General features: G+C 60.9%; 25 protein-coding genes. 11 read left to right on the top strand and 14 right to left on the bottom strand.

The features are described from left to right. Window positions 1-288: 288 nt before the first annotated feature. Together AC1DYQ_RS05520 and AC1DYQ_RS05515 are read right to left on the bottom strand one after the other, a co-directional pair. Window positions 289-879, bottom strand: coding sequence for a hypothetical protein (locus AC1DYQ_RS05520; RefSeq protein WP_477685943.1), 591 nt, complete (start codon window positions 877-879; stop codon window positions 289-291). A 115-nt stretch (window positions 880-994) separates the two neighbouring features. Next, the gene (locus tag AC1DYQ_RS05515) at window positions 995-1,708 is read right to left on the bottom strand and encodes a hypothetical protein (protein WP_477685942.1); all 714 of its coding nucleotides are present in this window, start codon (window positions 1,706-1,708) and stop codon (window positions 995-997) included. A 266-nt stretch (window positions 1,709-1,974) separates the two neighbouring features. Between AC1DYQ_RS05515 and AC1DYQ_RS05510 the strand changes: the two genes are divergently transcribed. Genes AC1DYQ_RS05510 through AC1DYQ_RS05495 form a run of 4 tightly spaced genes read left to right on the top strand, consistent with a single transcriptional unit; the run spans window position 1,975 to window position 4,905 of the window. After that, the gene (locus AC1DYQ_RS05510; protein ID WP_477685941.1) at window positions 1,975-2,250 is read left to right on the top strand and encodes a DnaJ domain-containing protein; all 276 of its coding nucleotides are present in this window, start codon (window positions 1,975-1,977) and stop codon (window positions 2,248-2,250) included. 45 nt (window positions 2,251-2,295) lie between these two features. Continuing rightward, window positions 2,296-2,874, top strand: coding sequence for a hypothetical protein (locus AC1DYQ_RS05505; RefSeq protein ID WP_477685940.1), 579 nt, complete (start codon window positions 2,296-2,298; stop codon window positions 2,872-2,874). 34 nt (window positions 2,875-2,908) lie between these two features. Next, complete coding sequence (locus AC1DYQ_RS05500) at window positions 2,909-3,667, top strand: hypothetical protein (RefSeq protein ID WP_477685939.1); 759 nt, start codon at window positions 2,909-2,911, stop codon at window positions 3,665-3,667. A 14-nt stretch (window positions 3,668-3,681) separates the two neighbouring features. Continuing rightward, window positions 3,682-4,905: a hypothetical protein gene (locus AC1DYQ_RS05495; protein ID WP_477685938.1), complete on the top strand. Its 1,224-nt coding sequence runs from the start codon at window positions 3,682-3,684 to the stop codon at window positions 4,903-4,905. Window positions 4,906-5,274: 369 nt separating this feature from the next. Here AC1DYQ_RS05495 and AC1DYQ_RS05490 read toward each other — a convergent pair whose 3' ends face one another. From AC1DYQ_RS05490 to AC1DYQ_RS05475, 4 genes are all read right to left on the bottom strand, one after another. Further along, complete coding sequence (locus tag AC1DYQ_RS05490) at window positions 5,275-5,763, bottom strand: nuclear transport factor 2 family protein (protein ID WP_477685937.1); 489 nt, start codon at window positions 5,761-5,763, stop codon at window positions 5,275-5,277. Between the two features lie 76 nt (window positions 5,764-5,839). After that, a complete protein-coding gene (locus AC1DYQ_RS05485; RefSeq protein ID WP_477685936.1) occupies window positions 5,840-6,238 on the bottom strand; it encodes a hypothetical protein in 399 nt (132 codons plus the stop codon). A gap of 102 nt (window positions 6,239-6,340) precedes the next feature. Then, window positions 6,341-6,709, bottom strand: a complete 369-nt coding sequence (locus AC1DYQ_RS05480; RefSeq protein ID WP_477685935.1) for a hypothetical protein — start codon at window positions 6,707-6,709, stop codon at window positions 6,341-6,343. 118 nt (window positions 6,710-6,827) lie between these two features. After that, window positions 6,828-7,106, bottom strand: a complete 279-nt coding sequence (locus AC1DYQ_RS05475) for a hypothetical protein (protein ID WP_477685934.1) — start codon at window positions 7,104-7,106, stop codon at window positions 6,828-6,830. Window positions 7,107-7,455: 349 nt separating this feature from the next. On the opposite strand from AC1DYQ_RS05475, the gene AC1DYQ_RS05470 reads away from it, so the two are divergent. The 4 genes from AC1DYQ_RS05470 (at window position 7,456) to AC1DYQ_RS05455 (ending at window position 9,803) form a co-directional block, all read left to right on the top strand. Further along, window positions 7,456-7,947 (top strand): VOC family protein, encoded by a 492-nt coding sequence (locus AC1DYQ_RS05470; RefSeq protein ID WP_477685933.1) that lies wholly within the window; start codon window positions 7,456-7,458, stop codon window positions 7,945-7,947. 308 nt (window positions 7,948-8,255) lie between these two features. Further along, on the top strand, window positions 8,256-8,471 hold the full coding sequence (locus AC1DYQ_RS05465; protein ID WP_477685932.1) for a glycine zipper 2TM domain-containing protein: 216 nt from the start codon (window positions 8,256-8,258) through the stop codon (window positions 8,469-8,471). An 83-nt stretch (window positions 8,472-8,554) separates the two neighbouring features. Further along, window positions 8,555-9,406, top strand: a complete 852-nt coding sequence (locus AC1DYQ_RS05460; protein ID WP_477685931.1) for an alpha/beta fold hydrolase — start codon at window positions 8,555-8,557, stop codon at window positions 9,404-9,406. A 64-nt stretch (window positions 9,407-9,470) separates the two neighbouring features. Further along, on the top strand, window positions 9,471-9,803 hold the full coding sequence (locus AC1DYQ_RS05455) for a nuclear transport factor 2 family protein (protein ID WP_477685930.1): 333 nt from the start codon (window positions 9,471-9,473) through the stop codon (window positions 9,801-9,803). A 45-nt stretch (window positions 9,804-9,848) separates the two neighbouring features. On the opposite strand, the gene AC1DYQ_RS05450 is transcribed toward AC1DYQ_RS05455, so the two are convergent. The 8 genes from AC1DYQ_RS05450 to AC1DYQ_RS05415 form a co-directional block, all read right to left on the bottom strand. Further along, window positions 9,849-10,919: a VWA domain-containing protein gene (locus AC1DYQ_RS05450; protein WP_477685929.1), complete on the bottom strand. Its 1,071-nt coding sequence runs from the start codon at window positions 10,917-10,919 to the stop codon at window positions 9,849-9,851. Between the two features lie 48 nt (window positions 10,920-10,967). Beyond that, complete coding sequence (locus AC1DYQ_RS05445; protein WP_477685928.1) at window positions 10,968-11,924, bottom strand: DUF58 domain-containing protein; 957 nt, start codon at window positions 11,922-11,924, stop codon at window positions 10,968-10,970. Window positions 11,925-12,059: 135 nt separating this feature from the next. Beyond that, complete coding sequence (locus tag AC1DYQ_RS05440) at window positions 12,060-13,079, bottom strand: AAA family ATPase (RefSeq protein WP_477685927.1); 1,020 nt, start codon at window positions 13,077-13,079, stop codon at window positions 12,060-12,062. A 21-nt stretch (window positions 13,080-13,100) separates the two neighbouring features. Then, window positions 13,101-14,045, bottom strand: coding sequence for a S1C family serine protease (locus AC1DYQ_RS05435; RefSeq protein ID WP_477685926.1), 945 nt, complete (start codon window positions 14,043-14,045; stop codon window positions 13,101-13,103). A gap of 218 nt (window positions 14,046-14,263) precedes the next feature. Next, window positions 14,264-15,124, bottom strand: coding sequence for an ABC transporter permease (locus AC1DYQ_RS05430; protein WP_477685925.1), 861 nt, complete (start codon window positions 15,122-15,124; stop codon window positions 14,264-14,266). A 118-nt stretch (window positions 15,125-15,242) separates the two neighbouring features. Beyond that, entirely contained in the window at window positions 15,243-16,148 is a 906-nt protein-coding gene (locus AC1DYQ_RS05425; RefSeq protein ID WP_477685924.1) for an ABC transporter permease, read from the bottom strand. A gap of 12 nt (window positions 16,149-16,160) precedes the next feature. Beyond that, entirely contained in the window at window positions 16,161-17,264 is a 1,104-nt protein-coding gene (locus AC1DYQ_RS05420; protein WP_477685923.1) for an ABC transporter ATP-binding protein, read from the bottom strand. A gap of 21 nt (window positions 17,265-17,285) precedes the next feature. After that, window positions 17,286-18,362: an extracellular solute-binding protein gene (locus tag AC1DYQ_RS05415; protein WP_477685922.1), complete on the bottom strand. Its 1,077-nt coding sequence runs from the start codon at window positions 18,360-18,362 to the stop codon at window positions 17,286-17,288. Between the two features lie 229 nt (window positions 18,363-18,591). On the opposite strand from AC1DYQ_RS05415, the gene AC1DYQ_RS05410 reads away from it, so the two are divergent. The 3 genes from AC1DYQ_RS05410 to AC1DYQ_RS05400 are packed head-to-tail and all read left to right on the top strand — an operon-like array spanning window position 18,592 to window position 20,722. Beyond that, window positions 18,592-19,437: a TatD family hydrolase gene (locus AC1DYQ_RS05410; protein ID WP_477685921.1), complete on the top strand. Its 846-nt coding sequence runs from the start codon at window positions 18,592-18,594 to the stop codon at window positions 19,435-19,437. Further along, window positions 19,434-19,955 carry a DNA-deoxyinosine glycosylase gene (locus AC1DYQ_RS05405; protein ID WP_477685920.1) on the top strand — a complete coding sequence of 174 codons (522 nt, stop codon included), beginning with the start codon at window positions 19,434-19,436 and terminating at the stop codon, window positions 19,953-19,955. Before AC1DYQ_RS05410 ends, AC1DYQ_RS05405 begins: the two co-directional genes overlap by 4 nt. Continuing rightward, a complete protein-coding gene (locus AC1DYQ_RS05400) occupies window positions 19,955-20,722 on the top strand; it encodes a class I SAM-dependent methyltransferase (RefSeq protein ID WP_477685919.1) in 768 nt (255 codons plus the stop codon). Before AC1DYQ_RS05405 ends, AC1DYQ_RS05400 begins: the two co-directional genes overlap by 1 nt. The last annotated feature ends 1 nt before the right edge of the window (window position 20,723 follow it).

Here is a 20,723-nt window from a genome sequence, read left to right as displayed (position 1 = left end):
TGGATAAAAACAGGTGGGGTTAAAGTGACCGAGGCCCGCTCAACGTGGCCGCGCAGCGACCGGATACCGTTGGCCGTCCGCGTTGATCGACACGACAGGTTAGGGTGACCGTTTTTAATAGACGCTCCCTTTCGTATCACATTCAAGAAGTGCTACGCGTTCCTTTTTGCGCGCTTCGTAAATGAGGCGTAGCCGCCGACTTATGCCGGCACATTCCCTTCATCTGGCCTTCCAATTTAGTGGCTGACTGAAACGGGCCGCTGTAGGCGGGTTCGCTTGAAGAAAAGATCAGGCGCGCGTATTGGATACCTCATCGCAGGCATCCTTGAACTCTGGCACGATAAGCAGTTCGTCGATGACCACTTGAATATTTGCGTCGGTCTTGGCGTGGCTAAGTAGTGGGCCGGCCGCGTAGAGCAACGCCTCATGGCGGAAACCGGGCATGGCGTTCTTTAATCCTGCCAGGATTTGTTCGCGTTCAATGCCGTGTGCGGCAAAGCGGCAAAGTATTTCGATTGCGTTACCTTGTGTCCAATCATATTCACCAAAAGCAACCCTTCGAAGTACAGGTAGCGATGCCGGCCCGAGGCAGAACAAGACCTCGAATATCGAGAACTGCCGCGCGGCAATCCATTGGCCCAGGCCCGGAAACTTGTTCGCAATTTCCTCGGGAGGGCTGGATTCAGTGTGAAACTCCGCAGCGAGAAGTTCAATCGCGCCTGCTCCGACCACTTTCGCCGTTTCGTGTGCTCGGCGTGAGAACTCTGGCGGATCTCCGATTGCCTCAGCAATCCGACGAATCTCGATCGAGATCATCGATTGCTTTTGCTGCCTCGGCTGCGCAAAGCGGCCAATTAGTTGACGGAGACGAACGGACATGAATTTGAGTGCCTGACGTAATGCATCCCGCAAGGGCCGCGGTAAAACAATTCTAGGGCGGGCAGTATGGTCTCGGCCGCTAGCGCGTCGCGATCACTCGCCTCTCCCAAAGCGCTCATTTTTTCGGTGAAATAATCTTTCGGTCAATGATTTTCCAGTTGCCCTTGGCATCCACTTTCACGGTAGCCCTGACATCGGTTGAGGGACAGCAATTCCCATCATTCGGTCCATACGCCTTGCCCTCGACAGTCAGGGAGTCTGCTGTGGTTCCCACGAGGCGTTCAACATATCGGACCGGAATCTCATGCTTGATGGAAGGCGATGATCGGAGGGGGTCGACAAAAAACCTGTTTCCTGCGCCAATGTTCACCGTGGAAATGGCCGGATTGACGGAGCCCGTACCGCCCTCGCATCCGATATCTCCCGACCAAACGACAAGGTATCGGGCATCATCGCGTGCATCCGCTTTGTAGGGGACCAGGGCCGCAATGTTTTTTGCACTGATCTTTGGGTGCCCGCATGAAATGGCGTCGGCATAGGCTGTGGCTACCTTCACAACGCCCCGCGTAATTTCCTGAGCACTCAGGATGGGTTGTGCCGACGCTTCGCCGATACCGGTCCCAGTCAGAACAAGCAGAGCCAAAAGCTTCGCCGCGCACCTACCAATGCTTGCCAATCTCATACTCATACGCTCTCCCGCGATGTGTTTGAACTGCCGGCCATTGTAGGTTTGCTGAGGTGCAATGCCGAAGCCCTCGGCGGGCACACACAGCGTGGCATCCGGCGCAAAGCGCGCGATTTCGGCACGACTTTTGTGTTGGTCACCCACGATGACGCTGGCCGTGCGTTCGGGCGGCGGTTCACGCTGGTGCCGGGGCGGCTGCCGGCCTGGGAGTGAGGCGAAGTACCTGTTGCGGCCTGACCTGCGGGCGCCAGAACGGAACAAGGCCATTTACGGCCGCCAGCCCGCACGGCGCTAGACAGGCATAATCCTTGATCCCTCCGCCGCGCGCGTAGGCGTATCGCCTCACTTCGTGAGTCTTTCAACATGCCGTGCAGCTCCCTGCCTGCGGTCCAGGACACAGCCACCTTCGCATGACTGATCACTACACCGCCCTCGGGCTGGACAGCGCGGCAACGCTGGCCGATGTCAAAAAAGCCTTTCGCCTGAAGGCCTCCTTCTGGCACCCGGACAAAAATGCCAGCCCTGATGCACCCGAGCGCTTCAGGGCGGTGCAGCAGGCCTATGAGGTGCTGTCGGACGCCGACAAGCGCCAGGCCTATGACGACAACCGCCGCCGCAACCTGCTTGACAGCCCGATAGACACGGCGCGTGCCATCTGGACCGACTATTTCAACCCGTTACTGTGACCCTGGCTGACCGAAAGAAAAACACCCCATGAAAAACCCGTCAGCATGAGCGTCTCCCCCTATTTCCTTGACCTGCGCTCGGCCTACCAGTCCGAGATGGATGACCTGCGATTCGACTCCGAGGGGCGTGACGTGTTGCACCAGCGCCTGTCTGGCAAACGCCAGGAGATGGCGTTTCTGGTGCAGATGATGGACACCAGCCCCGAGATGGTGGCGGTGGTGTTTCACCAGGGTTTTGATTTCACGGAAAAAGCCGTGATGGAACACCTGCTCACCCACGATGTCGATGGCTTTCCGGGCTGGAACAGCCTGGCAGGTGGCTTTGTGCTGGCGCCCTGGGCCCAGGACCTGGCGCACATCGTTCTGCAGGCACCCGGCGGGGAGAAGTTCCTGACGCTGACGGCGGGGCTGGAATACATGGCCGGGCTGCCGGTGGCCGCGTCCATCGTGAGCGCAGAAGAAGATGATGACGGTGATGACGACGAAGACAGTGATGAGAACGGTGACGGCGCCCTGGTGATGTTTGAGGGCGATGACGATCGTGAGCAAAGCGCCGATGCCCGGGCACGCCACGAGGCAGGTTCCGACTGGCTGGTCCAGCAGGGCTTTGACGCCAAAGACTGACGCAAGCAAGCATGAACTGGAAGGTAAAACCCTGATGACAACGCATCTCGCCCTGATCGAAAAAACCCAAAGCCTGATTGCGGCCGGCGACATCGTCGGCGCCGAGGCTGCACTGGTTGCGCTTGCCGACGACGAAGGTGATGCCGCGCTGATGGTGGTGCTGGAGCAGTTGCCGCCCAAGGACGTCCTGGCCGTCATTCGCGAATACGACAACTCCCGGGAGTCGGTGGTCGGCCTGCTGGTCACGCCCGCGCAGTTTGCCCGCGCCGTGGTGATTGAAAAGCTCTACAAGGACCTGACCCGCACGCATCTGCGCGGCATGGTCAATGCGGTGATCTTCCGGGAGGACGCGGACCCGTTGGAATTTCTCAGCGCGATCGGCGACCTGGAGGGCGGCAGCGAAGCCCTCGCCGATTATTTTTCGGACCAGTGGAGCCGTGTCGAGGGCTTTGCGCGCAGCGGCAGCTTTGAGGCGGCCGACGAGTACGGCAAGATGCTGTCGCAGTCCGCCCTGCTGGCCTCGGCCTACGAAAGGCCGCGTGTCCAGCAAGAGGAGGTCGCCGACAACGACTGGATGCAGCTCGCCTGGCTGCTGCGCTACGAACTGCCGGACCTCTTCATTGAAATGCTGATGGTGCTGCGCGCCAAGGGCAGTGCGCACAAGGCGGCCTCTGATGAGGATGAAGAGAACGAGGACGATGTGCAGGACGACGGTAAGGTCGAGACCGGTGACACCGATCGCGGCAAGGCCACACCGACTGCGCGCGAGTCCGACGAGGAATCGGCGATCTGAACTTGCGCACCCCCATGTCTTCGCCTTCCACCATCTCGCTCTACGATGCGCGCCCTTTTTTTGAGAAGGCGCTGCAGTACGGCGTGCAGCACGGCATCATCAATGCCGAAAAAATCGAAGCCATGCGGGTCGAAGGCCCCAAGGGCATGGTGCAGATCGCGCGTTATTTCGGCAATGAGTTCTTGCGCCCGGACCTGGAAAAGGCCCGCGATCGTATGGTGAACCTGGTCAGCCTGTACCTCGAACATTCCTTCCAGGGCGATCTCCGGCAGGCGGCTGAATCGCTGCGCGATTTCTCGCTGCTGTCTCGCTCCAAGGGCGGCTCGGACATGCTCAAAGCCCTGATCGCCATGCCGCAAAACAGCCACTTCGGCATGAATGAACGCGGCGGCTTCACCGACGAGCACATTCCGCTGCTGGCCAAATGGTCGCTGCGCAACCTGGCCGACTACCAGGCCGAACTTGCCCGGCGCAGACAGGTGGCGCAGGTGGTGGATGCTGCCGTCTGGTTAGCTGGCGAGCTGGGCATGGACGCCGCCGAACTCGAAGAAGCGGGCAAGGACGCCGAAGCGGTGATTCGCACCGCCTTGCTGGTGCTGGCGACGGGTCGCACCGAGATGCCCGACTGGGTCGCGTTCGAGAAGATGATTGCTGCCTTGCGCAAAAAGCACGGGGCCGTTCCGCCTGTGGTTGCGGCTGCGCTGCCGCTCGCCGCTCCGAAAAAGCTGCCTGCCCACCTGCGGGATGTGGTGGAGGCGGTGCGGCAGTCCGTGATGGCCGACGCGCCAAAAATACTTGATCCGGCCTTGCCAACGCGCCAGCTGTTTGACCGCAGCCCGGCCTTCATGGGCCGCTACTTCTGGGTGGAAGACGGCCTGAACGAGGTCGATCACCATGACCGCCAGGCATCCGCCGTGTGGAGCAAGGTAACCGGCGGCAATGCGGACGATGGTTCGCTGCTAACCCTTTTCCTGTGCGTGGCCGCCGGCTCCGCGCCCAAGACCCTGCTGACCGGGAAAAGCGCCGCGACCCTGCTGCGCAAGATCCGCAAATCCGGTTTCAAGCCCGCGCTGGCCCACCAGTACATCGTGGACCACGCGCCGGTGCAGCACCAGGACGCCTACGCCAGCTTGTGGGATGACTTTGTAGAAGAGGCACAGGCCACACTGCAAAGCGATGCCGTTCAGGCGTTTGACGACGCGCTGGCGTTGCTGCGGCGGGAATGCCACGTGCAATAGGCGGTTTGTGCCTGCGATGGCGGCCCGTAGTACACGACCGCTACTCTCTGCCTCGAATCGCGACCCAGAACATCAAACCGGCGAGTGCAAGCAGGAGTCCGCGTATACCCCAGGGGCCAAGAAAATAGTAGGCTGCTTGAAATAGCGGCTCGAGCAGATTGCCGCAACCGGTTGCGCAGAGAGTTGGCTTGGCGAAGCTTAGCAAGGCAACGCAGAGGAGAAAAACTCCGAGCAATGCAGCGATGAGCCTCGAATTCATTGAGCCGAGATCCGATGTTTGGGTTGGGTGCTCACATCCGAACAGCGACCAAGACGGCGTAGCTGGCCTGGCATCCGTTTGATGGGGCGGTTGGGTTGCTGCGACAAGGCCTACGGCTTTACGGCCGGATCCCAGTGCTCAGCAATCTTGCCGGCCTCAATACGGAACATGTCAAACCACGTCGTCGTGTACTTCTTTGACGGATCTTTGGGATCCGTCTGCTCGCGCACAAAACTAAGGATGACCAGGTTTCCTTCCGCCGTAATGGCCACGAGTGGAGCTGCGACCTTGGCTTCTATCGGCTTCAGTTTCTTGAACTTCCCGAAGAATTCGACAAACGCTGCGCGGCCAGTGGGAACATTCGGATTGTGCTGGATGTAATTTTCAGCCAGGTACTTCTCTGCTAGCTCTAGCTGGCCGGCTTCGAAGACTTCGCGCCAGAAGTCATAGACCAGGCGCTTGTTTTCCGAAAGTTTTGGATCTGCGCTTTGCAGAAGGGTGGAATGATCCAGCGCCGCGGTAACAGCAACTTGTGCGAAGGCTGCACTGGCAGCAACAGCGCCAAGAAAAAGGGCAACGATGGTGTTTCTCGTACTCATGAATTACCTCGGTTGTGATTTGGGATACCTGACATTTGGCATGAGCGGCGGCTGGAGACGCGCCAAGCTCGCGTAACTATCGAAGCTTGGGATCCGGAAATGGCAACTGATCTTGCGAGCTGCTCGGCTGGGCCACCCATTTATTGCCGCGGCGGTAAAAATCTGCCTGGGTTGCAGAACTCCCAGCCCCAATTTTCAATGACACCGTGCAGGCCACCTGACCTGGGTGTTTGGCGTCAACGGCCGGGATGCAGGTGCCGAGCTTGAGTTCGGCGGTTTTGTATTCCTGCATCTCCATCATTTCAAGGAATGCCTGCGTAGCCTCTTTTGTATCCGGTAATACGAGTGCAGTGGCACTGGCAGCGGCGGATGTGGTGGCGGGCACTGTGGGTGGGATGACCGCGGTGGGTGGAGACGATGTTTCGCTGCAGGCAGAGCAAAGAAGCAATGTTGACAAGATGACTGTGTAGCGCATGAAGAAATTCTCTGTTGTTGTGTCTGGCGTGAAGATGACCGGACCATAACACCTCGTGGCGAAGGCGCGTTCTGCTATTGAGGGCTCGTGTCGATTGACATGTTAAGCAGCATTGCTGGCCATTGCCTCCAGGCAGCTCGCGTGAATGGTAGCAACGTCAGCTGCGTGCCGCTTACGTATGGATTTGGAAAGGCGCGCGGGTAGTTCTCCTCTATCTGCGACCACCGACAACGCCACAAGAAGCTCTTCCAGGCCTGCGGCCTTGGAAACATTGGTGGCATCGACCGGCCAGAACAAGCCGAGCAGCCGCTTTTCGGGATAGTAAAGGGCGCTGACGTCTTTGCCCTTGCCCTGGTACAGGACGATTTGCTGAACCGCAACCAACCATGCACGCGGGAATAACGGGATGATCGATTCAACGTCGCGGCGAGAGAGGCCGTGTGTGACACCGTTTTGGACAGTTACCTTCATTGGCGCGGCTTGAAGTTGGAGATGACCGGCTGATAGAACGTCCGCGTCGATCGACCTGTTAGACCGTGGTATCCCGGCCGCAGCGAGGTCAGTCGAAATTGAGCGGTAGCCGCCGCGCTCAAGGAGCCAAGTACGCACGTGCCTTTTCCCTCGCCTGGTTTAGTACCTGCGGACTCACGCCTCCAGTCTCCAGGAGTTCTCCCAGCGGGACATACGCGACTTCCTCGAGCGTGGTCATTCCGGCACGAAGGAGCAACACGGCCACTGATTCGGGCACGCCAAGCACGGTCACAAACAAAGAGACTGGGTCTTGATCGTCGTCCATGGGTGCTCCTGCGGTATAGCCTGGCCGCTGAAATCCAGCCAGGTAGTTGTTATCAAAAGACTTCTCGTTCATTTTCGGTTTCGTTCAGCTCGATGAAAAGGAACCCAAACCCCGCACCGATTCTAGGGAGACAGTGTGACCACCGCCTCGGCATGGATCAATGCGGCATAAACCTGCGGGCGCGGGGCGTCGATATGGAGGGAGATTCGGGTTGAACTCATCGAGCAGATTAATGCCAGGCACACATAAGAGCAAGCCCGGCACTCCTGGTGGGCACTCGGCGCTTATGTGGACATCGATGCACCCTTACAACGGCATCAGCCGCATCCGACAAACCGGAACCCCATGATGGGTACGATAGGAATTCTTTGCATCCTGGCGGGCGCCGGGTGCCCATGCTTAACTCTTCAGGAGACAAGAAATGACCAGCAAGAAAGTCAGCAAGAACACCATTTGCCTGTGGTACGACGGTGATGCCCTCGATGCAGCGAACTTCTATGCCAAAACATTCCCCGACAGCACTGTCGGCAGGATCTTTTATGCACCGAGCGACTATCCTGACGGCAAACAGGGAGATGCCCTGACGGTTGAGTTCACTGTTGCGGGTATCCCCTGCATTGGCCTGAACGGCGGGCCGCTGTTTAAGCACAGCGAGGCCTTCTCTTTTCAGATCGCAACCGATGACCAGGCAGAAACCGACCGCTTGTGGAACGCAGTCGTCGGCAACGGTGGGCAGGAAAGCGAATGCGGCTGGTGCAAGGACAAATGGGGCCTGTCATGGCAGATCACCCCGCGCGCGCTCACTGACGGCATAGCCGACCCCGACCCCAAAGTGGCCAAGCGCGTGTTCGACGCGATGATGACCATGAAAAAGATTGACGTCGCCGCGATAGAGGCGGCGCGCCGGGGCTGAGGCGCTTGGTGGGATGACGCGTTTGTGTTCCGTTGCACGTACGCTCCTGTTCAGGCTTGAGAAGTGGTCCGGGCGGGACTTGCATGCGAAATTTCCTCCGGAGGTACCGGGCGTAGTACGTACCGATATCGGGAGTTCGTCCTACACCACAGAACCCGCAGCCTCCTAGCATGAAGACACCAGCAATGAAAAGCCACCCCGGCGTGCAGCCGGTAACCGTGTGCGATTCATTCACGTGAAGAGGCTCTGGCGGCGTGATCAAGCGGCATTTGCTCTTCACTTTCATTAACGTTCTCAAGGAGACTGAAATGATTGGAATCAAACAAACTGCACTTTGCGCGGTGATATTTGCAGGTTTGGCGGGCTGTAGCGGCATGACGACTCAGGAGAAAAACACCGCCATCGGCGCCGGTGTAGGCGGTGTGGCCGGCGCGGCTCTGACCGGCGGCAGTGCCTTGGGGACCGTAGGCGGCGCCGCAGTCGGCGGTGTGATCGGGCACGAGGTCAGCAAACCGAAGAGGTAAACCGGTCCTCGTTCACAGAACGACTCGCACGCGCGTGAGTGTCCTTGTTGGCGCTCCATGCGCGTGCATTCGTACATTGCCGTATGCGCGTCGACACCGTAGAGCATGAAGGCCTGAGCCTGGGCTTGCTGGTGGCAGGTAATTCCGCCAGGCCCGCGATTGTGCTATTGCACGGCTGGCCTCACTGCAAGGAAGTCTATGCACCGGTGGTCGATGCGCTTGCCACCGAACATTTTGTTCTGGCCTTTGACTTGCCGGCGATAGGAGATTCGCGCGGCGCACCGCCTTCTGCCGAAAAAACCATCCTGGCAGATATCGTTGTCAGTGCAGCAGAACGCGCCGGCGCGCGCTCAATGGTGATGGCTGGCCTTGATGTCGGCGGCATGATTGCCTATGCCGCCGCACGCGACCATGGGCACCGCATCGCGGGGGCTGTGGTCATGAATACCGTCATCCCCGGCATAGATCCCTGGGAGAAGGTGCTGTCGGATCCTCGTATCTGGCACTTTGCATTTCATGCGCTGCCGGAGCTGCCGGAGCTGCTGGTTTCAGGCCACCAGCGTACCTACTTTGATTTTTTCACGGACTTCCTGGCGGGCAACAAGGAGGCCGTGACTGAAGCACATCGCGCCGCGTTTGCGCGCGCCTATGAGCGTCCCGAGGCGCTCAAGGCCGGCTTCGACTGGTACCGCACCCTGCAGGCCGATGCCCAGCACAACAGCCGGCACAAGAACATCGAAACACCGATGCTCTACCTCCGCGGCGACGCCGACGGGCGTTCACCGGACGACTACCTACCCGCCTTGAAGACCGCTGGCGCCAGGCGCATCAAAGGCGAGGTGCTGCGCGGCAGCGGCGAATTCGCGCCGCTGGAGGTCCCTGAAGCCTTCACGCAGGCACTGACTTCGTTCGCGAAGGAATGCCAGAAGCATTGAACGGATAGAACTGCGGCAGTCTCAAAGAGGGGATTTTTTGATGTCAGAGAGGCACAGAGAGATTTTGAAGAAGGCCAACGCGGCTATCGCCGAAGGCGATGTTGAAGGATTCCTGAAGTTCTGCACGGAAGATTCGGAATGGGTTTTTGTGGGCGACAGGACGATCAAAGGGAAAGAAGCCGTTCGCCAGTGGATGACAACCGCGTACCAGGAGGCACCGAAGTTTGAAGTCCATCACATGATCGCGGAGCACGACTTTGTCGCGGCGCTCGGTGAAATCACCCTGAAGAACGAAGAGGGAAAGGCGGTGCGCCATGCCTACTGTGATGTCTGGCGCTTTCGGGATGGCAAGATGGCCGGGCTGCGGGCCTTTGTTGTCGAGGCTGGGTCGACCTGATGATCACTTTTGCGTCGTAATCGCTGCTGCCGCAGGGGCTTTGTCTTAAAGAATCCGGTTAAACCACAGCAGCGACAAACTCGCCGACACCAACGCCAGCACGGCGGCAAGCAGCGCCAGCAACCCCGAGACCTCGGTTTCTTTTTTCTCAATCGCCAGGCGCGAACTGAGGGTTTCATACACTTTCTTCAGGTCGGCCGCCGTACCTGCGTAAAAGTACTCGGCCTGTGTTGCACGGGCAATGCCTTTGAGGGTTTCCTCGTCGAGCTTGACGCGCATGGACCAGCCTTCAAAACCAATCGTTTCCCCATCCACCGTGCCCACGCCGACGGTGTAGATGCGGACACCGCGGTCTGCTGCGAGCTTGGCGGCGTCGATTGAATCCACGCCCGTGGTGCGCTGGCCGTCGGTCAGCAGGATGATGGCGGCCGAGGTGTAGGAGCCGGGAGCGACGGGGGTGAATTCTTTCTTCGCGTTCTTGTCGGGGTTCAGGGCCTGGTCCAGCGATGTGCCGCGGGGCTTTTCCCTTCCGTACTGCATGGAGGCGATGTCGATGCCTGCGTCGGGGAACAGCTCGGCCAGCGACACGACGATGCCATTGCCAATGGCGGTGCCGCGCTGCAGCTGGAACTTGTCAATGGCTGCCGTCAGGTCTTCGCGGCTGAGGGTGGGCTGCTGCACGACGGCGGCAGTACCCGCAAAGGCGACGATGCCGACGCGTACATTGCGCGGCAAATCGGCCAGAAAAGCCTTGGCGGCGTTCTGGGCGGCGACCAGGCGGTTGGGCTGCACGTCGGTGGCGCGCATGCTGCCCGACACGTCCATGGCAAGGATGATGGTTTCGCGTTGGGAGGGAAGGCTGATCACGGCGAAGGGGCGCGATGCCGCCACCAGCATGGCGGCGATGGACAGCAAAAAAAGCAGGGGTGGAACATGCCGGCGAAAGCTCTGGCCGCGGCCCATGGCTTCGCGCACGATGGACAGGCTGGCGTAGCGCAGCGCCATCTTTTTTTTGCGGCGCAGCAGCCACACATACACGACCACCAGCAGGGGAATGCCCAGCAGCAGCCACAAAAATTCCGGCCAGAGGAAAGTCGGCAGAGGTAGCTTTGACATGAATGAGGTGAGCCAACTGAAGTTCATAGGTGTTCCTTGGCGGCTTCTTCAGGCGGCGTGTTGCAGGTGGGCTGGCAGCTTGCCGCCCGCTGCGTTGGCGCCTGATGTACGGCTGCGCCGTTTGCGGAGCTCGGTAAACCGCAGGATGGCGTCAACCAGGTTGTCGTCTGTGGACAGCTCCAGCGTGTCCACGCCGGCACGCGCCAGCGACTGCCGCAGCTCGGCCTCGCGCTGGGCCGCGATGCGTGCAAAGCGTTTGCGAAAGCCCGCGTCGTGGGTATCGACCAGCAGTTGCTCGCCGGTTTCGACATCGCGGATGGGAATGAGGCCCAGGTCGGGCAAGTCCAGCTCCAGCGGGTCGAGCAGGCGCACGGCCACCACTTCGTGCCTGCGGGCGAGCTGGCCCAGCGGCTTTTCCCAGCCCGGTTCGCTGATGAAGTCGGACACCACAAACACGGTGGAGCGTCGGCGTATGAAGCTGGCCGCGGACTCGAGCAACTCGTGAAGGCGTGTAGGGCCGAGGTCTGTGGTTTCGGGCCGGGCCTGCAAGGTGTGCAGCAAATGGAGAACGTGGTGGCGGCCGCCGCGTGCGGGGATAACGGCATCAACACCGGAGCCATAGAGCATGGCGCCCACGCGGTTGCCGTGGCGTGTCAGCATGCGGGCCAGCACGGCGACAAATTCAGCGGACACATTGCGCTTTCGCAGCTCGCTGGAGCCAAAGTCCATCGAAGGGCTCAGGTCCAGCAGGAACCAGGCGCTCATTTCGCGGTCTTCGGTAAACACGCGCACATGGGGTTGCTCAAGCCGGGCGGTGACGTTCCAGTCGATATGGCGCACGTCGTCGTGGTGCTGGTACTCACGCAGGTCGGCCAGGTCCATGCCGGTGCCGCGCAGCAAGGTGCGGTAGTCACCCTGCAGCAGGCCGTCAAGCCGACGCAGCACGGTCCACTCCAGCCGGCGCAGCAGTTGTTCGGCGTTGGATGAGGAGCCGTTCACGGACATGCTCCTGACGGTCGCAGAGTCGAGGGGTCTTTAACCAAGCCGGGGCCGCGGAACCGGCTTTGCCGGGCCGCAGGCGCAGCGGCCCCCTCGGGGGGCAGCGACCCGCGTAGCGGCGGAGCGTGGGGGCTCACTTTTTTAGGCTGCGAGTTTTTCATGCTCTAAGGGTTTTGCTGGGGGCGGGATTTTGGCCATGATCTTCGCGACTAGGCCGTCGGCCGACAGACCTTCAGACAGCGCTTCGTAGGACAGCACCAGCCTGTGGCGCAGCACGTCGGGTACCAGGTCGGTCATGTCTTCGGGCAGGGCGTAGCTGCGTCCGCGCAGCATGGCCAGCGCGCGGGCGCCTTCGGTCAGGTTGATGGTGGCGCGCGGGCTGGCGCCGAAGGTGATGAAGCGCTGCAAGTCTTTCAGGCCGTGCTTTGTCGGGTTGCGTGTGGCCGACACCAGCCGTACGGCATATTGCACAAGGGACGGGTCAACGTAGATGCGTCGGCATTCGGCCTGCAGTGCGGCCAGCTGTTCGGTAGTGGCCACCGCGCTCACCGCCACAGCCGGGCCGGTCACGCGCTGGACGATGACGAATTCTTCTTCGTCGGTCGGGTAGTCCACCAGTACCTTCATCATGAAGCGGTCGACCTGCGCTTCGGGCAGCGGATAAGTGCCTTCGGTTTCAATCGGATTTTGCGTGGCCATGACGAGGAAGGGCTCGGGCACTTTGTGGGTGATGCCTGCAATCGTGACCTGGCGTTCCTGCATCACTTCCAGCAGCGCGCTTTGCACCTTGGCGGGCGCGCGGTTGATTTCGTCGGCCAGCAGCAGGTTGGTAAACACCGGCCCGAGCGAGGTGGTGAACTCGCCGGTTTTCTGGTTATAGATGCGCGTGCCCACCAGGTCAGCCGGCACCAGGTCGGGGGTGAACTGGATGCGCTTGAAATTGCCCTGCACGGTGTTGGCCAGCGTCTTGATGGTCAGCGTCTTGGCCAGGCCGGGAACGCCTTCCACCAGCAAATGCCCCTGCGCCAGGATGGCGACCATGACGCGCTCAAGAAAGCGGTCTTGCCCCACCACCACGCGTTTGACTTCATAGAGGATCTGCTCCATCAGCTGCGCGGTGGCGTCATGGCTGGCGGAATGTTCGGGCGTGTGCTGTTCCATGCGTCGATGTCCTTAAAGTCTTCAGAAGGGGGGCATGCCGGCGGCCGAAGCCGCATTTTCAATCGGCACCGCAAAACCGATGCCGACAAACGTGCGCTGCTGGTTGGGGTTGAAGATGGCGGTCACGATGCCGATCACTTCGCCGTCCATGGTGACCAGCGGACCGCCCGAGTTGCCGGGGTTGGCGGCAGCGTCGAACTGGATCAGGTTGCTCATCATCTGCTTGCCTTCGGGCGAGCGGAAGTTGCGCTTGAGACCCGAAATGACACCGGCCGAGGCCGAGGGCCCGATACCGAAGGGATAACCCACGGCCATGACCTGGTCGCCCGGCGCCAGGTCGGCGGTGGAGCGCATGGTGGCGGCAATCAGGTCGTCGGGAATCTTGTGGGCCTGCAGCACGGCCAGGTCGTTTTCGGGTTGCACGCCGGTGATGCTGGCGGTGGACTCCAGGCCGTCCGCGAACGTGACCTTGATGGTTGTTGCGCCCTGCACCACATGCAGGTTGGTCAGGATGATGCCTTTGTCGACGATGACCACGCCGGTGCCCACGCTACGCTCGCCATCTTCCTTGCCGTCCTTGTCTTTACCCAGCCCCACGATGCGCACGACGGAGGGAATGATGGTGTCGTAAGCCCGGGTTCCAGGAGAGGGAAGGACCGTGGTTTCCAGCGTTTTGAGGACGGCCGCGTTGATGTCTTCCTGCGTCAGCTTGCGGGCCGCAGGCCGCAGCGGGGAGGCAAAGCTGATGGCCAGCAGCAGGGCCAGCAGGCCGACGACCGACCAGAGCAGGTAAAGCTGGTTTTGGGCAAGCCGTTTGGCGAGGCGGGAGACCCGGGGGAAACGGGAAGGTGCGGGGGCTGTAATGGCGCCGTCTGGGCCGGCAGCCTGCTCGGGCGGCTGCGCCTGGGCATCACCCGCGCCCTGCGCCGGACGGTTTGAACTGCTGTAAAGGGCTGGCCTGCGCATCCGTTCACCTGTGAGGTCAATGTCAAAACCGGGCTGATACCACCGGGCGTGAAAACCTGCTTCAGGCCCCGTATTTACAGTTGCACCGTATCACGATTTGTGCATCCGTGCACGTGATTTGGGTATAGGCGTAGGGGGCTTTGTAAAGCGCTTGTTACTGCGCAGTCTGGGCTCGATTCGAGCCCGATTTTGGGGCGGCTTGGACTGCTTCAGGCGCTTCAGGCGCCGGGGCTGTCGGCGGGCTTGCGCAGCAGGGTCAGCGCCAAGGCCGCCGAGGCCAGCATCAGGAACAGGCTGACGGCATTGAGCACCGGCGTGGCGCCCTCGCGCATGCGTCCGTACATCATGACGGTCAGCGGTGCGTCCGAGCCGACCAGCATCAGCGTGGTGTTGAAGTTCTCGAAGGACATCAAAAACGAGATCGCTGCAGCGCCGATGAGCGCGGGTTTCAGGTAAGGCAGGGTGATGGTGGCGAAGACCGCGGCGCGGGAGGCGCCCAGGTTATAAGCGGCTTCTTCCAGGGTGATGTCAAAACGTTTCAGGCGGGCCGAAATGATGAGCGTGGCGATGGACACGATGTAGGAAAACTGGCCGAGCACCACCAGCGGCAGGCCTGGGCGCAGGAAATCCAGCTCCAGCCCCCACCAGTCGTCGGCAAACTGGGCCAGGCGGCTGGCAAACGCCAGGATGGAAATACCCAGGATGACGCCGGGAATGACCAGCGGCGCCAGCATCAGCATCGACAGCACCTGTTTGCCCGGAAAGCGGCTGCGTTCAATCAAAAAGGCGTTGGTCGTGCCCACCAGCACCGCCAGCAGCGTGACCCAGCCGGCCACCACCACGCTGGTCCAGAGGCTGGCGAGCATGGGGCCGTCGGCAAAAAGGCCTGTGCGTCCGGACTTGCTGCCAAAAAACCAGTCGAGCGTGAAGCCGCGCCAGGGCGGCGCCGGGTAGGGTGCGTCATTGAAGGCAAACACCGCGACCACGACCAGCGGCAGGAACAAAAAGGCGAAAAAGGCCAGCGCGTACACCACCGTGCCTGTGCGCAGCCAGACGGGCCGGGGCAGGGAGGCGATCATCTAACACTCTCCCCAAGTCTTCGCCAGTGACGGCGCGGAGCCGGCTTTGCCGGGCCGTAGCGGTCGCCCTCTGCCAGCGGGGAGGGAGCTACACGCAGTGAGGTCCAACGGGGGTGTGTCATGTTTTTCTCATGACTTCGCCGAATTTCTGGCCCGTTAATTTAAGGCCAAGCCAGACGATCGCTGTCGACAAACCCAGCAGCAAAAAGCCAAACGCCGCGCCTTGCTCCCAGTTAAAGCGCGTGATGAACTGGGTGTAAATCTGCTCGGTAAACCACAGCGAATTTTTGCCGCCCAGCAAGGTAGGCGTGAGGTAGTTGCCCAGCGTCAGCATAAAGACCACGATGCAGCCCGCCAGGATGCCGGGCGCGGCATGCGGAATGACGATTTGCCGCAGGATGGAGGGGCCATTCCCGCCCAGGTCATAGGCGGCCTCGATCAGCGTGTCGTCCAGGCTTTCAAGGGCGCTGATCAGCGGCACCACCATGAACAGCATGGAGGTATAGACCAGGCCGACCAGGATGGTGGCGTCGCGGTAGAGCAACTCGACGGGTGCATCAGTGAGGCCCAACTGCACCAGCACGGCGGGCAGCACGCCGGATTCGCGCAGCAAAATCATCCAGCCCAGGGTGCGCACGGTTTCGCTGACCCAGAAGGGAATCAGGCACATCACCAGCAGCATTGACTTGGCGCGGCCGCGCACCAGCTTGGCAATCGTCCAGGCGATGGGAAACGCCAGCAGCAGTGTGATCAATGTGGCCAGGATGGACATGACGGCGGTGCGCACAAAGGTGTGCCAGTACAGCGGTTCGTCGATGAAGGTGCGGTACTGCGCGATGCTGGGCGCATATTGCCGCGGTGCGATGCGTTCGCGCAGCGACAGGATGGCCAGGTCGATGTGCGGCAGCACGATCAGGCCCACGAGCCAGATCAGCGCCGGCGCCAGCAACAACAGCAGGATGAGTTTGGCCTGCGCCGATGCGGGTCCGGCATTCGCTGCGGGCAGGGTAGCTGTGGCTTGCATGATCTGCAGGCGCTAGGCGCCGGCTGTCCCGAAACAGGTGGCTTGCGCGGGGTCGAAGCTGAAGGCCACCGTTTCACCGACACGCAAGTCGGCGAAGCGGCCGGTCTGCGGTAGCGCGATGCGAAATTCCGTGCGGCTGGTGGTTTCGCGCAGCAACACGGCCGAATTGGCGCCGTCAAAGAGCAGGCTCTCGACCTGGCCCGCATAGGCGGTGTGGTCAGCGGGCAGCTCTGCGGCGTCGCGGGCCAGGCTGATTGCTTCGGGCCGCACGAAAGCCTGCACGGTCTGACTCGGCAGAACTTTGCCGACGGCACGGGCATGCATGGCAAGGCCCTGGCCGGTGGCTAGCGCCACCACGCTGCCGGCTTCCGCGCCTGCGGCGGCACTGCCTTGCAGCTTGTTGTTGGCGCCCACAAAGCCCGCGACAAAAGGCGTTTGCGGCTGGTAGTACAGCTCTTGCGGTGTACCCACCTGCTCAAAGCTGCCGGCATTCATGACTGCGACATGGTCGGACAGCACCAATGCCTCGGACTGGTCGTGCGTGATGTAGACGAAAGTGGTGCCGAAGGCCGCCTGCAGCTGCTTGAGCTCGACTTTCATGTGCTCGCGCAGCTTTAAATCCAGCGCTCCCAGGGGTTCGTCGAGCAGCAGCAGGGTGGGCTCGAGCACCAGGCTTCGCGCAATCGCCACGCGCTGCCGCTGCCCGCCCGATAGCTGGTCGACGCGCTTGTCCTGCATGCCGGGCAGGCTCACGCGTTCGAGCATGGCGCCGACCTTGGCGCTGATGTCGGCGCGCGAGAGGCCGCGCCGTGCCAGGCCGTAGCCGACGTTTTCACCGACCGACATCATGGGGAACAGTGCCAGGTGCTGGAACACCATGTTGACGGGCCGCTGGTTGGGCGGCACGCCGTTCATGGGTTTACCGCCGATGTGGATCTGGCCCGCATCGGGCGACAGAAAGCCGGCGATCATGCGCAGCAGCGTCGTCTTTCCGCAGCCCGACGGGCCGAGGATGGAAAAGAAGCTGCCGCGCTCCACGGAAAAGGACAAGTCCTTGACTGCGGGCTGGCCGGCGTAGGTTTTACCGACGTGTTCGGCTTGAAGGTCTGCGTGCACCGGTGATAGGCCGGTTGCCGGTTATTGGGCTGCTTTCACGCGGTCTAATACGCGGCCTTCGATGTCCTCGATGCCGGCAGGCACTGCGGGATACCACTTCACGTTTTTCAACGCGGCTTCAGGGAAGCTGGCGGCGAACTGGGCTTTCAGCTTGGGATCGGCCAGCTGGTCGGCACCTTTGGAGGCGGTGAAGTTGCCGGCAGAACCCGCGACCTTGGCAGCGATCTCGGGACGCATGTTGAAGTTGATCCAGGCATAGGCGGCGGCATCGTTGCGGCCTTTGGCGGGAATGGCGAAGGTGTCGATCCAGCCGAGCGCGCCCGACTTCGGTGCGATGAACTGGATTTCAGGTTTTTCGGCATTGAGCTTCCAGCCGCCGGTGTCCCACATCATGGCTCCTACCACCTCGCCGGCGCGCATGCCGTTGAGCAACTGGTCTTTGTTGTCCCAGTAGAACTTGATGTTGCTCTTGCAGGCAATCATGGTCTTGCCGACTTCGTCCATCAGCGCGCCGTAGGCTTTCGGGTCCTTGTAGAGCGCAAACGGGTCTTTGCCGGAAGCAAAGGCGAAGGCCAGCAGGGTGGGGCGCTTCAGGCGCACGGCGGTTTTTCCCTTGACATCGGCCTTGCACAGGTCAGGGTAGTCGGTCATCTTGGCCAGCTTGGTGTTCACCACCAGGCCGTCGGTACCCCAGATGTGCGGCAGGCCGTAGACCTTGCCGTCCAGCGTGGTGTTTTTCTTGGTGGCTTCCAGCATGGACGGGATGAACAGATCTGACTTGATCTTGCTGAGGTCCATGGGTTTGTAGATGCCGAACTCCTGCTGCGGGCCGGTGATGCGGTCCTGCGAGGGCTGGGCCAGGTCGAAGCCGGCGCCGCCTGTGGCGCGCAGCTTGGAAATCATTTCTTCGTTATTGGACAGCGTGAGTTCAACATCGATCCCGGTCTCTTTCTTGAACTGCGCCACGACATCAGCCGGGACATAGTCGGCCCAGGTAATCAGCCGCAACTTCTGGTCTTGTGCCCAGGCGGGGCTGGCCATGCTTGAAACAACGAGGCCGGCTCCGAGAATGTGGCTCATCAGACGGGATAATTTCATGTTGGCTTTTCCTTGGGTTATCAGTCGACGGTGGTTGACAGAGGTTGACGAAAAGAGATCAGGCAGAGGAAAACGGTAACGAATTGCGCGTGAATTTCCTCAAAAAAAGCATAGCGTGTCCCGATTTCATTTCTGTGTCAACATCTTCCGCAAGCAAGGCCTGCGCCAGGTCGTCCCCTTTTCCTGCACCTTTTCTTTTCGCATCCCGGGTGCCTACCGCATTGACTGAATGACTTTCTGGATAGACACACACTGCCATCTTGACGCCGGTGAACTGTCCGCCGATGTCGCTGAAGTTCGTGCGCGGGCTGCCGCTGCAGGCGTTGCACACTGCGTGCTGCCGGCGGTGGGCGTGTTCAATTTCGAGGCAGTCCGTGTGCTGGCATACCGTTTTTCCGACAGCTATGCGCTGGGCATCCATCCGCTGTGTGTGCCCCAGGCGCAAGACGCCGACCTGCAGGCGCTGGATAACGAGCTTGCGTTGAGGCGGTCTGATCCGCGATTGGTCGCGGTGGGTGAAATCGGCCTTGATTATTTTGTGCCTGCCCTGACACAAAGCCCGATGCGTGAACGCCAGGAGCACTTTTACCGTGAACAACTCAAGCTGGCGCGCAAGCACGGCCTGCCGGTCATCCTGCACGTGCGGCGTTCGGCCGACAAGCTGCTCAAGCACCTGCGCGACCTGGCGCCCGAAGGCGGCTGGCACGGCATCGGCCATGCGTTCAATGGCAGCGAGCAACAGGCGGGAGAATTCATCAAGCTGGGCTTGAAGCTGGGCTTTGGCGGCGCCGTCACGTTTGAGCCTGCCTTGCAACTCAGGCGCCTGGCGGCAGAACTGCCCCTGGAGGCGCTGGTGATGGAAACGGATTCGCCCGATATCCCGCCTCACTGGATCTACAAAACAGCGGCGGAGCGCGAAGCGGGTCAGGCCCAGGGCCGCAATGAACCGGGCGAGTTGCCGCGCATTGCGCAGCAGGTGGCGGATTTGCGGGGAATTTCGCTCGCGTCGCTGGCGGCCGCAACGACTGCCAACGCATTGCGGGCGCTGCCGAAACTGGGAGCCCTTCTGGCGTGAAAAAGGGCACCGCGAAACCTGTGTTGGCGGGCTTGGCGCCGCTGGTTTCTCCCGGCACCCGCCTGCTGGTACTGGGGAGCTTTCCGGGCGTCGCCTCGCTGGCTGCGCAGCAGTATTACGGCCACCCGCAAAACCATTTCTGGAAGATTTTGCAAACCATTTGGCCCGATGGGCCAATGGGGACGGGCGCTAGCAGCTATCAAATTCGTAGCGAATGGCTTTTGTCAAAAGGGCTTGGCCTGTGGGACGTGTACGCTGCCTGTGAGCGCGAAGGCAGCCTGGACAGCGCGATCCGCAATGCGCAGGTCAACGACCTCGCCAGCCTGCGGCGACTGTGTCCGGCGCTGGAAGCGATTGCCCACAATGGCGGCGAAAGTTTCAAGCATTCGAAGCACACCTTGCAGCTGGGCCTGCCGGTCTACAAACTGCCTTCTACCAGCCCGGCGAATGCATCATGGAGCTTTGAGCGCAAACTCGCTGCCTGGCGTGAAGTTTTTGAAAAGCATGGATTGGTTTGATGTCGAAAAAAGAAGCAGCGAAAACGGTGGCCGAGTTACCCGAAGTCAATTTCTCCGACTACGGTGAGGTGCGCTTTTTGCACTTAGGCACCGAGTGGGTGCAGGGCTCCATGCTGCGCGATGCACCGTATGACATCGAACTGGAGTACGTACAGCGCATGATGGCGGGGTTGCTGTTCACCGACGCGGCGGCTGTGTCCAAAAAGCATGCGATGCAGCTGGGCCTGGGTTCTGCCGCGCTGACCAAGTTTTGCTATAAAAAGCTGCGCATGAAAACCACGGCGATTGAAATCAATCCGCAAGTGATCACGGCCTGCCGGCTCTGGTTCAAGCTGCCGCGGGACGACCTGAGGCTGCATGTCATTGAGGCCGATGCGGCGCTGGAAATCAAAAAGCCTGCGCACCAGGGGACGGTGGACTTTCTGCACGTCGACCTGTATGACCACGAAGCGGCGGCACCGGTGCTGGATAGCGCGGAATTTTATGAGGACTGCCGTGGACTCCTGGCAGAAGACGGCGTGATGACGGTGAATCTTTTTGGCCGTGACTCGAGCTACTTGCAATCGCTGACAAAAATCGCGGAAGCGTTTGGACCCGAGGCGGTCTGGGCGTTCCGGCCTACGCGCGAAGGCAACACTGTGGTGCTGGCCCAACGCGACCCTACACGTCCCGAGCGGGCCGACCTGCTGCAGCAAGCCGGTGTCATTGAGTCGTACTGGAAGCTGCCTGCCAAAAAATGGCTGCGGCTCTTCGCACCGGCGGCGTAAT

It is taken from the genome of Polaromonas sp. P1_F4, from assembly GCF_056405675.1.
The sequence above is the reverse complement of the archived record's forward strand: the minus strand, read 5'-3'. Positions and strand labels throughout refer to the sequence as shown.